The following is a 13,469-nucleotide window of genomic DNA, read 5'->3' on the forward strand; positions in this document are numbered from 1 at the left end:
GAGTGATTTGTCACCCCTCATAGCCTGACTACATCAAAAGCCGACTATTTCCGTTAGCGTTCAGATGTCGCGTTGCCGTGCATTTGCTCATCTAAGTTGAGCACGGTTAATGCGTTGCTAACGCTCGTGGCGATCACGTCTATCGCTCCAGTTCTTAATGCTCCGAGTAGAGCGAGTGGCTTGCTGTTCTCAGCTGCGATCGCAATGACTTCCGAGATCGGCCGAAACTCTTCAATACCAAGTCCAATTACTCGGTCACTCATTACCGTGTTCGCTACATTACCGTGAATATCAAAGAAGTCATAACCTGCAAAATCCCCTACCACACCTTGTTGAAGTCTCGACTGAACCACTTCATCAGGCGTAAACCAACCTAAGTCGACCATGTAACTGTTTTCGCTCATATCACCAATACCAACCAAAGCGACATCGGCTTTACGTGCTAGGTCGAGCGTTTGTTTCACGGTTGCATTTTGCATGAAGGCCAACTTCTGTTCTCTATTTTCTGCGTATGCCGGCGCATAAAGGGTTTCAGAGGTTCCCCCATATTTCTTCGCCAACTGACGACAAATATGGTCGGCGTTATACATACCGCCACGCGGGTGAATACCACCAATGCCACACACAAATTTACAGTCACGCGGCGTAATAACACCAATATGGTGAGCGACAGACGACACGTTGCGCCCTTGTCCGACCGTCACCACCATGCCGTTTTTGAGCGTGCTAGTGAGATAATTGGACACCAATCCCGATACCTGTAGTCGTTGCGCTTCTTCATTCGGTTGATCAAGAGCAACAAGCGCGCGCTTAACGCCGAATCGTTCGATCAAACGTTGTTCGATCTTGGCGCTGAACACCGGATGATATTTAACGGTAATTTCAACAATGCCTTCATCACGCGCTTGCTTGAGCATTCGCCCGACCTTTGCGCGTGATATGGCAAATTTTCTCGATATCTCTTCCTGAGTCGCACCGTCTTGATAATACGCGACGGAAATCTCTGTCAACAAATCCGTGTTTTCAATGGAAATATCTTGATTAGAACTGCTCATGGTTTCTCTCGCCCTTTAAGAGGATCGATATTGTATGCAATAAGTGAACATATGCTCATTGACTTAGCATATGTTCTTTATCAATTTAAACGCTACATTTGCTCATCGCAATAACATTTTCTCACTACAATTTTTTACCCTCTTGGACAACGCTCAAGCTTTGAACAATAAGGGCAAACGTTTATTTGGGTTAACCACTAAACACACAGTAAAAAAACGTTGATGAAGTTCACTATAAGTCCATTTCAGCGATTGACTTTCAGCATAGATAGGATAAATATGGACACATCATTTACTCAGCTATCGATCAAATGTTCATAGCATTTGTTCGGTAACGAAATTTTCCGTAGTTGGCTGAGCAGATGTCTCATTAAATGCGATGAGACGGTTAGCTAACTCGCTTGCAAATGCACAAGCTGTGATAACAAAAATCACGCTTAAGCCCATTTAAATAGGATGATCGATTATGAGCAACAAGTTAGAGCAACTTCGTAAACTAACGACTGTAGTAGCAGACACTGGCGAAATTGATGCAATTAAAAAGTATCAGCCAGAAGACGCAACAACTAACCCTTCTCTTATCCTTAAAGCCGCTCAAATCGCAGAGTACGCACCTCTAATCGATGCTTCAATCGAATACGCTAAAGCACAGAGCAACGACAAAGCTCAACAAGTTCAAGACACTTGTGACATGCTTGCAGTAAACATCGGTAAAGAAATCCTAAAAACTATCCCAGGTCGTATCTCTACAGAAGTAGACGCTCGTCTATCTTACGATATGGAAGGCAGCGTAGCGAAAGCTCGTCAACTAGTGAAAATGTACAACGATGCTGGCATCACTAACGACCGTATCCTTATCAAACTGGCTTCAACTTGGGAAGGCATTCGCGCAGCTGAGATCCTAGAAAAAGAAGGCATCAACTGTAACCTAACGCTTCTATTCTCGTTCGCTCAAGCACGTGCTTGTGCAGAAGCGGGTGTATTCCTAATCTCGCCATTCGTTGGTCGTATCATGGACTGGTACAAAGCGAAAGAAGGCCGTGACTTCGAAGCTCAAGAAGATCCAGGCGTACTATCTGTAACTAAGATCTACAACTACTACAAAGAATACGGCTACAAAACTGTAGTTATGGGCGCAAGCTTCCGTAACATCGGTGAGATCTTAGAACTAGCTGGTTGTGACCGTCTAACTATCGCTCCTGCTCTACTTGCAGAACTAGAAGCAGCTGAGGGTGAAGTAGTTGAGAAACTAGTTGATTCTAAAGGCGCAGCTGAGCGTCCAGCACCAATGACTCACGCAGAGTTCCTATGGGAACATAACCAAGACCCAATGGCTGTTGAGAAGCTGGCTGAAGGTATCCGCAACTTCGCCGTTGACCAAGGCAAACTAGAAGCGATGATCGAAGCTAAGCTTTAATTGCTTACCAAAAGCGAGTAGCCCGTCTACTCGCTTTTACCATCAGCACTATTTTCAAAAAATTCTATTTGAACTTGTTTCGGCGAGTTCCCTCTATTTAAATCAAATATCGAGAAGTAATCACTATGGATCGTAAACATCTAGCAAATGCAATCCGTGCGCTAAGCATGGATGGTGTTCAACAAGCTAACTCTGGTCACCCAGGTGCACCTATGGGTATGGCTGACATCGCTGAAGTTCTTTGGCGCTCTCATCTAAACCACAACCCATCAAACCCTGAGTGGGCAGACCGCGACCGTTTCGTACTGTCTAACGGCCACGGCTCAATGCTGATTTACTCTCTACTGCACCTTGCAGGTTACGAGTTGTCTATCGACGATCTGAAAAACTTCCGTCAGCTTCACTCTAAAACTCCTGGTCACCCAGAGTACGGTTACGCGCCAGGAATCGAGACCACAACGGGTCCGCTAGGTCAAGGCATCACTAACGCGGTTGGTATGGCTCTAGCTGAAAAAGCGCTAGCAGCACAGTTCAACAAAGAAGGCCACGACATCGTTGACCACTTCACTTACGTGTTCATGGGCGACGGCTGTCTGATGGAAGGTATTTCGCACGAGGCATGTTCTCTTGCAGGTACTCTAGGTCTAGGCAAGCTGATCGCGTTCTGGGATGACAACGGCATCTCTATCGACGGTCACGTTGAAGGTTGGTTCTCTGACGACACACCTAAGCGTTTCGAAGCTTACGGTTGGCACGTAATCCCTGCAGTAGACGGTCACGATGCTGACGCAATCAACGCAGCAATTGAAGCAGCGAAAGCGGATCCACGTCCTACACTTATCTGTACTAAGACTATCATCGGTTTTGGTTCACCAAACAAATCTGGTTCACACGATTGTCACGGTGCGCCACTAGGTGCAGAAGAAATCGCAGCAACACGCAAAGAACTAGGTTGGGAGCACGGTCCTTTTGAAATTCCGCAAGAAGTCTACGCAGAATGGTCAGCGAAAGAAACAGGCGCAGCTAAGGAAGCAGCGTGGAACGAGAAATTTGCAGCTTATGAAGCAGCGTACCCTGAGCTGGCAGCTGAATTTAAACGCCGCGTAAACGGCGAGCTTCCTGCACAGTGGGAAGAAAAAGCAAGCCAAATCATTGCTGATCTTCAAGCTAACCCAGCAAACATTGCATCACGTAAAGCGTCTCAAAATGCTCTAGAAGCATTTGGTGCTCTACTACCAGAGTTCATGGGTGGCTCTGCTGACCTAGCACCTTCTAACCTAACCATGTGGTCTGGTTCTAAGTCTCTAGAAGCAAGCGACTTCTCTGGTAACTACATCCACTACGGCGTACGTGAATTCGGTATGACAGCGATCATGAACGGTATCGCGCTACACGGTGGTTTCGTTCCTTACGGCGCAACATTCCTAATGTTCATGGAGTACGCACGTAACGCAATGCGTATGGCTGCACTGATGAAAATTCAGAACATCCAAGTGTACACGCATGACTCTATCGGTCTTGGCGAAGATGGTCCAACTCACCAACCAGTTGAGCAAATGGCATCGCTACGCCTAACACCAAACATGAGCACATGGCGTCCATGTGACCAAGTTGAGTCCGCTGTAGCTTGGAAACTAGCGATTGAACGTAAAGATGCACCGACAGCACTTATCTTCTCTCGTCAAAACCTTGCGCAACAAGAGCGCACAGTAGAACAAGTAGCAGACATCGCGAAAGGTGCTTACATTCTGAAAGATTGCGAAGGCAAGCCAGAGCTAATCCTTATCGCAACAGGTTCTGAAGTTGAACTAGCAGTAGAAGCAGCAGCACAGCTAACTGCTGAAGGTAAGAAAGTACGCGTTGTTTCAATGCCATCAACAGACGCATTCGACAAACAAGACGCCGCTTACCGTGAAGCTGTACTGCCATCAGATGTAACAGCACGTATCGCAATTGAAGCAGGTATTGCTGACTTCTGGTACAAGTACGTAGGCTTCGACGGTCGCATCATCGGTATGACTTCATTCGGTGAATCTGCACCAGCTGGCGAACTATTCAAAATGTTTGGTTTCACAACTGAAAACGTAGTGAACACAGCAAAAGAGCTACTCGCGTAATTGCAGTAAAAAGATAGTCAGTTTTCTCTATTGCGAATGTGAAAACTGAAAAGCCCCACCAGCAATGGCGGGGCTTTCTTTTATCTGGCTCCTATTCGCATAAACGCAGCCAGGACATAAACATCACAACTTTCGTCACGACTATTTGTCTTCAAATCGAAGTGCGAGCTGATAGAAATCTTGTACTTGGTCTTTCAACTGTCGGCTATTTTGCTCAACTGAATGTGTTGCTGCCAAGTTTTGTTCTGCGGTCGAAGCAATAGAATGAATGTGCTGGTTTACATCACTAGATAGCTTTAACTGGTTATTCGCCGCTTCTGCTACATCAACCATCAGCCCACTCATGGTTTGCATCATCTGTTCAACTTCAGACAAACGCAACGCGCTTTGTTCTGCTACTTGAGAACAGGCATCGGTTTGCTCTTTGTTTGCCAGAATATCTTTCTGCCAACTTTGAATCGTTGCCAACATAGTGGAGATAGAGGCTTGGATTTGTTCAGTTGCATTGGATGTTCGCCCAGAAAGCGCGCGGACCTCATCAGCTACAACAGCAAAACCACGACCTTGCTCCCCTGCTCTTGCCGCTTCAATCGCCGCGTTGAGTGCCAGTAAATTGGTTTGCTCTGCGATCCCACCAATCTCTTCCATCAAATGGTTCACCTTCTGCGCCTGATCACTCAGTTGATGCGTCGTTTCCGTCGCTTTTTCAGCTTGAAGGCTTAACTTCGCTAGATTGGTGTGCGTTTGATCGATGGTCTCCTTCGCCATCAAGCATGACTTCAATGTATCATCAATCAACATATGGGCATCATTGGTACTCGAAGAAACCGAATTTGCCGACGACTCCACCTCTTGGGTAGCATCTCGCACACGATGAATATCGGTATTTTGCTGATTTAATGCAGCCGAGACATCTGCCGTTGTTTGACTAAGCTCTTCGGCGCAATGCTGCAAAGGCAATGCGGAGTCAGTCATCCTTCCTAACACGGTTCGAATTCTTGCGGATAGCATTTTGATATGGAAATCGGCAATCGAAAATGCCGTGTTACCAGAATAGATCAAGCGACTTACGCTGTCATATTGCTTTTGTAACTTTTTAAGTTGCTGAGGTGTATCAATTAACTCTTGGCGGAATAACAGAGCTAGAACACTTGCAGGTAACGCACTTGCAAGCCAAGCCAACGGCCCTTCAACAGACAACGCATATGCGGTTGCAGGTGCGGTTAGTGCACCAAGTAGAATCGCATAGCGAATGGTTTCATTGATTTTCAACGACCAAGTTCTGCCAGACTTCTCTGCAGCACGCATGCTTTTGTAGGCTTTTGTCGCAATATCAACCCACTCTCGCTTTGGTTTCACGCGCACTGATTGATACCCAACAACATGGTTGTCTTCGTAGATAGGGGTGACATAAGCATCAACCCAATAGTAACCGCCAGACTTAGTGGCATTCTTAACCATTCCACGCCAGGCTTTACCTTGTTTAAGGCGTGCCCACATATCACCGAAAGCGGCTTTAGGCATATCTTTATGACGAACTATATTATGGTTCTGACCGACAAGTTCTTCGTGAGTGTATTCAGCAACGCGGCAAAAGGCTTCATTACAATATGTAATAACACCTTGTAAGTTCGTTGTTGAGACGAGTTCCTCAGACTCCCTCACGAGAGTTTCTTGAGCTTTATGAGAAATATTGGCTGACATAGACGAAACTTCTTTAGTTTTTATTGATTTTCGGCAAGATATATACAGGATTTTTATTTTTATTACAAAAAGTTAGATAAAAAGTCTTATCAAATCTACATTTTTATTGTGGGAATTCACATTATCGATAAAAACATAAAGAGGAGATTGTTGATTTGAGCTAATAAACAAACCCGACACGATAGGCCGGGTTATATATTAAGACTTAATTAAGCGGTTTGTGATTCTGGCTTTTTATTCGTTTTTAACGCAAACATCGCGATAACGAGTAACACAAATGGAAGAACATACAAATTAAGATTCTGCCAACCTACGGTAGACTCAAGCCAACCAGATAGTAATGCGGTGATGGTGACACAACTGAACACGAAGAATTCATTAAACGCTTGAGCCTTGCTTCTGTTTTTCGCTTCATAGCTTTGACTAAACAGCCCAGTTGCTGCGATAAACATAAAGTTCCACCCTATTCCTAACAGGATTAAAGCAAGACTAAAATGCCAGATAGACACTCCATGTATATTAATTCCAATACAAGCAACAAATAGCAATCCACCCGCTAAAATCATATTCTTAGCGCCAAACCGCTCTATCAGACGGCCCGTGACAAACGCAGGTGCAAACATACCCAACACGTGCCATTCGATCACTCCCGCCGCTTTATCAAAATCAAAGCCACAACCAATCATCGCTAAAGGAGTTGCTGTCATTAAAATGTTCATCACCGCGTACGCAACCATTGCCGCGATAACGGCCAGCATGAAATTAGGTCGACGAATAATCAGTCTCAGCTTATCCGCCTTAGCGTGTAGCGCCTGCGTGTGTGCAGGTGGAAAACGAATGGTTTGTAGCACAACCAACGCGGTTATATAAAGCACGACAAGCACAGCAAATGCACTAATGTATAAGCCATCACCTGACCACTGCTGTGAGTACACCGCCAAATTAGGTCCAAGGATCGCCGCTAACACCCCACCCGCCATAGATATCGAAATCGCCCTATGCCTTGCCGACTCTTCACACACTTCAATGGCAGCAAACCTGTATAGAGTACCGAAACCTATACCAACACCAAGCAAAAACGTAGACATGCAGAACAGATAGAAGTTTTGTTGACTTAATGCATACGTCGCTAGACTAGCACCCAAAATGCCAATGACATTACCAAGGCTAAAACCAAGGCGACGCCCTAACTTGCCCATAATTAGCGACGCAGGAATTGTCGCGGCCATCAGTCCCAAAAACTGCAGTGCAACTGGTAATGTGATAAAACTTGATGACGGCGCAAGTGTTTTGCCAATAAGGGCAATAACAGATATGAGTAAAATATTCCCTGTCATTAATAAGGCTTGGCAGAGGGATAGAAGCCATACATTACGATTCAATTCCAAATTCCTTTTGGTTACAACGTATACAGATAACATATAGGAAAGCAGAAACAATAGAAAGATATGAGAGTAATTCTCAACAAAAAGAGCCAGAGGCATAGTACCTCTGGCTCTTCACTATTCACTTTTCGCTTTTAAAAAGTTTTTCTGTTGAGCTTACTTGTTGCGGCGCGCTTTTACTGCATCAGAAAGCTGACGAAGTACCGTTTCCGTATCTTCCCAACCAATACATGCATCAGTAATCGACTGACCATAAGTGGCTGCTTTGCCATCCACTAAGTCTTGGCGACCTTCAACTAAATGAGACTCGATCATCACACCAAAAATGGCTTCTTCGCCAGCAGAGATTTGTTCGGATACATCATCAGACACCAGCATTTGACGCTTGAACTGCTTCGAGCTGTTAGCATGGCTAAAATCAATCATCACTTTTTTCGGCAGACCTGCGGTGTCCAGCTCATCTTTAATTTGAGCTACATGTGCTGCACTGTAGTTTGGTTCTTTACCGCCACGTAGAATAATATGGCAGTCTGGATTACCAGCGGTTTCTACGATCGCGGAATGACCGTATTTTGTTACTGAAAGGAAGTGATGGGAAGCGCTTGCAGAACGAATCGCGTCGCTCGCTATTTTAATATTCCCGTCTGTACCGTTTTTGAAACCTACAGGACAAGAAAGACCAGAAGCTAGCTCGCGGTGAACCTGAGATTCTGTCGTACGAGCACCGATAGCGCCCCAACTGATCAAATCCGCCACGTACTGAGGTGTGATCATATCTAAGAATTCACTTGCCGTTGGCAAGCCCATATCGGTTAGATCAAGAAGAAGTTTACGTCCGATACGTAGACCATCATTTAGCTTATAGGTGTCATTTAAGTAAGGGTCATTGATAAGGCCTTTCCAACCAACGGTCGTACGCGGCTTTTCAAAATAAACTCGCATAACAACCTCAAGCTGCTCGCCCAGTTCATCACGTAATACTTTTAGCTTTTTACCGTACTCAACCGCGGCAGCCGGATCGTGAATAGAACACGGGCCAACGATCACGAGTAATCGATCGTCTTTTCCTTCAAGAATATTGTGAATGGCGTTACGGCAATCAAAAGTGGTCGAAGAAGCGGTTTCAGTCGCTGGGAACTTCTCTAATACTGCAACAGGTGGCAATAACTCTTTTACTCTATTTATTCTTACATCATCAGTTTGAAACATTACTTCTACTTCCTGGTTTTATTTCCGACCTCATTTTTACCAACTGAACTCATTGCAACATTGTTCACAAAGCGAGCAGCATCAAGGGCTGTGGTCATTTTCTGTCTAGCGTTTAAGTAACTTATCGGCTTAGGCGTAGACTTGCAATCAGTTTTTGCAAATAAATGCAAATAAAAACCACCTGTTAACCACCGCGCACAATGTAAAGTAAAGTTTACGAAAAAAAGTTCAAAATAATCATCAATTTTCTTATGCACCAAAAAATCTTTACTACAATGTAAGAAATATCAGAAGTTTGTGAGGTATTTTTGGGTAGTAAATGTTGATCAAGTTCAAATATATTGTTGCTTGATATGAAATGATTAGAATATTAAACTAATTTCTTATAAACGCTGGTTTTTTCTAATTTTTTGATAAAACGAAGTAGAAGTTAATATGCAATCAATACAAGGAAACATTATGAACAAAGTAGCAATTGCAGTAGCAGCAGTGGTAGCTGGTAGTAGCGCGCTTTTAAACTCTGCTCAAGCTGAAATGTACATCGGGGGCAAAGTGGGCATGACTACACTTGACGACGCTTGCTATCTAAATAGCCCTTGTGATGATGAAGCGTTCGGTGCAGGACTACATATCGGTTATGACTTTACCGATATCATTGGGCTAGAGTACGGCGTAGACTTCTTAGGCGACTACAAAGCTAACTCGATGTCAGGGGCTAACACGGTTAATACGATTGACGGCAATCTAACGGCTTTAACACTTGCACCTAAATTCAACTGGCACTTAAACGACTCTTGGAATCTGTTTGCTAAGATCGGTGGTGCTTACATGATGTCTGATGACGAAACAGACTTTGTCCCAACAGGTTCTTTGGGGGCTGAATACTCGATCGATAGAAACTGGAGTGTTCGCGCTGAATACCAACGCTACCAAGACATGTCTGACGACGTGTGGGACGACATGGATGCTAACTTCTTTGGTATCGGTGTTAACTACAAATTCGCAGCAGCTCCAGTTGTTGCAGCAGTTGTAACGGAAGAAGTGATCGAGCCAGATCCAGAACCAGTGATGATGAGCAAGGTGCACAAAGAAGAGTACGGTACAGGTACGTTTGAATTCGATAGTGCTAAGTTAACAGATTCCGTTTCTGAACGTCTGGACAACTTTGTTTCATTCTTGAACGAATATCCTCAAGCTCAAGTAGAGATTACTGGTTACACGGATAGCTCAGGCCCTGCGGCATACAACCAAAAACTGTCTGAGCGTCGTGCTCAATCTGTTGCTGATTACCTAACCGCAGCTGGCATTGGTTCAGATCGTTTGACAGTTAAAGGTATGGGTGAAGAAAACCCAGTTGCTGACAACAGCACTCGCGAAGGTCGTGAGAAAAACCGTCGCGTAGAAGTTGTGGTACCTTCATTTGAATACCAAGAGCTAGTTCAGCCTGAATAAGCATCTATGATTCATGATCGATGATGTGGTAAAAATTAATGGGGTGCATTTGCACCCCGTTTTGATCTCATATTAAGGGATATTGCCACTATGGTTTTGGGAAAAAGATCAACTCATTATCTTGCACCATAACGCAATCCATACCCGCTGCATGCGCCGCTCGCTTCCCCAGCTCAGTATCCTCGAACACAAGACACTGTGACGCCTCCAAGTCGAGTTGTTCCGCGGCCACCAAAAAGGTATCTGGAAAGGGTTTATGGTTCTCTACATCACTCGCGGTTACTACAACATCCAACTTGTCTAATAAACCTGCATGACTTAATAAGCGCATGGCACTTTCTCGTTGGCTGCCAGTCCCGACTGCAATTTTCTTATGGCCTAAATATTCCTCTAACACGATGTTCGTGCAAGGAATAACGTCACCATGAAGCTCCATAGCAGCGAATGTTTCCATTTTAAATGTCGCGACAGTTTTAGGATCTAACGAAAGCTCATGCACACGATTTAGTTCCTCAACAATTTTAAAGCTCGGCATCCCTCCCAAACTGTGAAACCATTCCTGGCAAAACGGAAAATCAAAACGCTCAGCAGTTGCTTGCCAAGCTGCCAAGTGGGCTGGCATGGTATCGATTAGAGTACCATCCATATCAAATATGAATCCCTCATAGGGTCTAAAATCAATCGTGCTCATGTCTTTTCTTCTATTTGTGCATCTGTAATGTTAATTTATCAGCTCTTTCAATCGTCCTTACCGGCATTTACTTATCATGCTCAAAATTTCGAACTCCGTCACAATTCAAGAGTGGGAAATTCAATTATCCCCAATTAGAGCTCAAGGAAATGGTGGCCAGAACGTTAACAAGGTAGCGTCCGCTATACACCTGCGCTTTGATATCCGGCATTCAAGCTTACCTGACTTTTACAAAGAGCGATTACTTGCACTTTCTGATAGTCGTATAAGTAAAGATGGCGTGATCATCATCAAAGCGCAACAATTTCGGACACAAGAACAAAATAAGGAAGACGCCCTAAATCGGCTTCAAGCATTGATAAAAGCTGCCGCTTTACAGGAGAAGAAGCGTATTAAAACGAAACCAACCCGCGCTTCTCAACGCCGACGACTTGATACAAAAAACAAGCACGGAGCGAAAAAACAGCAACGTAAAAAAGTGCTGTATTAGTGCATGTCGTTTTCTCGACATGTTAGTTGAACAACGTTTGCTAGCCCTTGGAAATCTCATTGGATTTCTCTTTTTAGTTACTTATTCAGGAAACAACAATATGACTATTAGGCAAAAACTCTACTTCCTCGGAGTTATCGCCATTTTAGGCATCGTGGCCCTTTTGGGTACGTCATCCCATTTTGAAAATAAGAGCAATGACCTTAATCACGCCATCAAACTCGTTGGTGATCTAGAAATACGCTTACTCAACTTACGCAGAAATGAAAAAGATTTCCTACTACGTAGTAATGACAAATATCTAAATAAGTTTGACGCCAATGTTGACAAGTTTATAGACACAGAAAAAGAGCTTGCGAATATACTCAAGAGTAATGAATTACCTTCCAGTCAACAATTTAAGCAAGACTTGCTCGCATACCAAAGGGGCTTTCAGAATCTGGTCAGCGCTTACCAACGATACGGGCTTGATTCAAAGAGTGGGCTTCTCGCTGGTTACGAACAAGCACTATTAGAAGCAAAACAACGTTCAGACCACCAGCAGTTATTGGCATTAGTCCGTTTTGACTCTGCGGTAAAAGCAGGACTATTCAATAGTGACTTGCTTGAGGGGCAATATGCTCCTGAGCTTATCAAAACAGGTAAGCAATTGGCGGCCCAAAAGCAAGTTGTTGGGGTTGCTTATGACAAAGGCCTACTCGGTGAAACTCGCGCATTATCTCATGCCGTAGAAGAGCAATTTGAAACCTTTTCCACAGCCCTTAGCTCTGCTGCCGCACAACGTGATGAACAAATGTCGACCATCAAGCAGGTCATTACAGCTCTGATCTTAGTCGTTATTTTCGCATTGATTTGGCAAATTTCACGTTCAATCAATACGCGAGTGAATAGCTTACTTGGCACCATTCGAAGTATCAGCGAAACGAACAACATGGGACTTCGATCTGATTTGAAAGGTCAAGACGAGCTATTTGATATCAGTCATCACCTCAATGACCTATTGGATAAGCTTGAGCATCTAATTAGTAGTACCCAAGAAAAATCGGCGCAACTCACTGCAAGTACCGATAATATGCATCGTGAGTTAGAAGGCGTTATGGAGCAATTCCACACTCAAACTGACCACACTGCATCAATGGCGACGGCAGTTCAGCAAATGGTTGCCACAATAGGTGAAATCTCTGAAAGCACATCAGTTGCGGTAGAAGGCGTTCATCAGGCAGCGAATAATGCCGAACAAGGTCGAGGAGTTGTTGAGGCGACGGTAACCAACATCGGTCAACTAACCACGATTTTATCAAACAGCCAGCAGTCGATTGGCTCGCTGAATCAGCATGTAGATAAAATTGGTGGTGCCGTGAACATCATCCAAGAGATTGCAGAGCAAACCAACCTACTAGCTCTCAACGCAGCAATTGAAGCCGCGCGAGCAGGCGAACAAGGCCGCGGGTTTGCAGTTGTTGCCGATGAAGTACGCGCCCTAGCTAGCCGAACTCATCAATCCACAGAGGAAATCACGCGGGTAGTTGCAGATATTCAAACTCAAATGTCTACAGTTGTTGCTGATATTGATCAATGTAACGATCAAGGGCAACAAACACTTAATGCTTCTGAAAAACTGGATTCTAGCCTACAGCAGATCATCACTGACATGCATTCAATTCAAGGTAATTCGGAGCGCATAGCTTCAGCAATTGAAGAACAAGGTATCGTTATGAACCAAGTTAGCGGTTCAATCACCGAGCTAAACGCAATATCTGAGAATAACATGCAATCCGCTCAGGAATGCTTGCATGAAGTGAACTCTGTCTCTGCTCAAGCTCATGATATGGATGAAGCCGTTGCACAATTCAAAACTGCGCTAAAATAACCCTTTTCAAAATAGAAAGCCCGAGGCAATCATTGCTTCGGGCTTTTTTCAATTGTCACTTCGTGCTTACTGCGCACTT

At 44.4% G+C, this 13,469-nt stretch carries 10 protein-coding genes; 5 read left to right on the forward strand and 5 right to left on the reverse strand.

Annotated elements, in window-relative coordinates; genetic code table 11:
• Positions 1–53: 53 nt before the first annotated feature.
• Complete coding sequence (locus tag J4N43_RS21490) at positions 54–1,055, reverse strand: sugar-binding transcriptional regulator (protein WP_005387670.1); 1,002 nt, start codon at positions 1,053–1,055, stop codon at positions 54–56.
• Between the two features lie 466 nt (positions 1,056–1,521).
• Here J4N43_RS21490 and tal point away from each other — a divergent pair, with 466 nt between their 5' ends.
• Together tal and tkt are read left to right on the forward strand one after the other, a co-directional pair.
• On the forward strand, positions 1,522–2,472 hold the full coding sequence (gene tal, locus J4N43_RS21495) for a transaldolase (RefSeq protein ID WP_005373488.1): 951 nt from the start codon (positions 1,522–1,524) through the stop codon (positions 2,470–2,472).
• A gap of 125 nt (positions 2,473–2,597) precedes the next feature.
• Positions 2,598–4,589 (forward strand): transketolase, encoded by a 1,992-nt coding sequence (gene tkt / locus J4N43_RS21500; protein WP_053349254.1) that lies wholly within the window; start codon positions 2,598–2,600, stop codon positions 4,587–4,589.
• 141 nt (positions 4,590–4,730) lie between these two features.
• On the opposite strand, the gene J4N43_RS21505 is transcribed toward tkt, so the two are convergent.
• The 3 genes from J4N43_RS21505 to aroG all read right to left on the reverse strand — a co-directional run bounded on the left by J4N43_RS21505 (position 4,731) and on the right by aroG (position 8,887).
• Positions 4,731–6,293: a methyl-accepting chemotaxis protein gene (locus J4N43_RS21505; protein WP_053349255.1), complete on the reverse strand. Its 1,563-nt coding sequence runs from the start codon at positions 6,291–6,293 to the stop codon at positions 4,731–4,733.
• 209 nt (positions 6,294–6,502) lie between these two features.
• Positions 6,503–7,675, reverse strand: coding sequence for an MFS transporter (locus J4N43_RS21510; RefSeq protein WP_025767923.1), 1,173 nt, complete (start codon positions 7,673–7,675; stop codon positions 6,503–6,505).
• Between the two features lie 159 nt (positions 7,676–7,834).
• Positions 7,835–8,887, reverse strand: a complete 1,053-nt coding sequence (aroG, locus tag J4N43_RS21515; RefSeq protein WP_017635200.1) for a 3-deoxy-7-phosphoheptulonate synthase AroG — start codon at positions 8,885–8,887, stop codon at positions 7,835–7,837.
• A 459-nt stretch (positions 8,888–9,346) separates the two neighbouring features.
• On the opposite strand from aroG, the gene J4N43_RS21520 reads away from it, so the two are divergent.
• Complete coding sequence (locus J4N43_RS21520) at positions 9,347–10,339, forward strand: OmpA family protein (protein ID WP_017635198.1); 993 nt, start codon at positions 9,347–9,349, stop codon at positions 10,337–10,339.
• A gap of 88 nt (positions 10,340–10,427) precedes the next feature.
• Here the strand turns inward: J4N43_RS21520 and J4N43_RS21525 are convergent, their stop codons facing one another.
• Complete coding sequence (locus J4N43_RS21525) at positions 10,428–11,030, reverse strand: beta-phosphoglucomutase family hydrolase (protein ID WP_017819896.1); 603 nt, start codon at positions 11,028–11,030, stop codon at positions 10,428–10,430.
• 76 nt (positions 11,031–11,106) lie between these two features.
• Here J4N43_RS21525 and arfB point away from each other — a divergent pair, with 76 nt between their 5' ends.
• Together arfB and J4N43_RS21535 are read left to right on the forward strand one after the other, a co-directional pair.
• Complete coding sequence (gene arfB, locus J4N43_RS21530; protein ID WP_017635196.1) at positions 11,107–11,520, forward strand: alternative ribosome rescue aminoacyl-tRNA hydrolase ArfB; 414 nt, start codon at positions 11,107–11,109, stop codon at positions 11,518–11,520.
• Positions 11,521–11,620: 100 nt separating this feature from the next.
• Positions 11,621–13,390, forward strand: coding sequence for a methyl-accepting chemotaxis protein (locus J4N43_RS21535; RefSeq protein ID WP_025767924.1), 1,770 nt, complete (start codon positions 11,621–11,623; stop codon positions 13,388–13,390).
• Positions 13,391–13,469: the final 79 nt, after the last annotated feature.

Source organism: Vibrio sp. SCSIO 43009 (assembly GCF_023716525.1).
Lineage (GTDB): Bacteria > Pseudomonadota > Gammaproteobacteria > Enterobacterales > Vibrionaceae > Vibrio > Vibrio alginolyticus.

What these genes read in the sequence shown, in the direction of transcription:
- J4N43_RS21535 (WP_025767924.1), top strand. Translation starts at nt 11,621, where the DNA reads ATGACTATTAGGCAAAAACTCTACTTCCTCGGAGTTATCGCCATTTTA.
- tal (WP_005373488.1), top strand. Translation starts at nt 1,522, where the DNA reads ATGAGCAACAAGTTAGAGCAACTTCGTAAACTAACGACTGTAGTAGCA.
- J4N43_RS21490 (WP_005387670.1), bottom strand. Translation starts at nt 1,055, where the DNA reads ATGAGCAGTTCTAATCAAGATATTTCCATTGAAAACACGGATTTGTTG.
- J4N43_RS21505 (WP_053349255.1), bottom strand. Translation starts at nt 6,293, where the DNA reads ATGTCAGCCAATATTTCTCATAAAGCTCAAGAAACTCTCGTGAGGGAG.
- J4N43_RS21520 (WP_017635198.1), top strand. Translation starts at nt 9,347, where the DNA reads ATGAACAAAGTAGCAATTGCAGTAGCAGCAGTGGTAGCTGGTAGTAGC.
- aroG (WP_017635200.1), bottom strand. Translation starts at nt 8,887, where the DNA reads ATGTTTCAAACTGATGATGTAAGAATAAATAGAGTAAAAGAGTTATTG.
- arfB (WP_017635196.1), top strand. Translation starts at nt 11,107, where the DNA reads ATGCTCAAAATTTCGAACTCCGTCACAATTCAAGAGTGGGAAATTCAA.
- J4N43_RS21525 (WP_017819896.1), bottom strand. Translation starts at nt 11,030, where the DNA reads ATGAGCACGATTGATTTTAGACCCTATGAGGGATTCATATTTGATATG.
- tkt (WP_053349254.1), top strand. Translation starts at nt 2,598, where the DNA reads ATGGATCGTAAACATCTAGCAAATGCAATCCGTGCGCTAAGCATGGAT.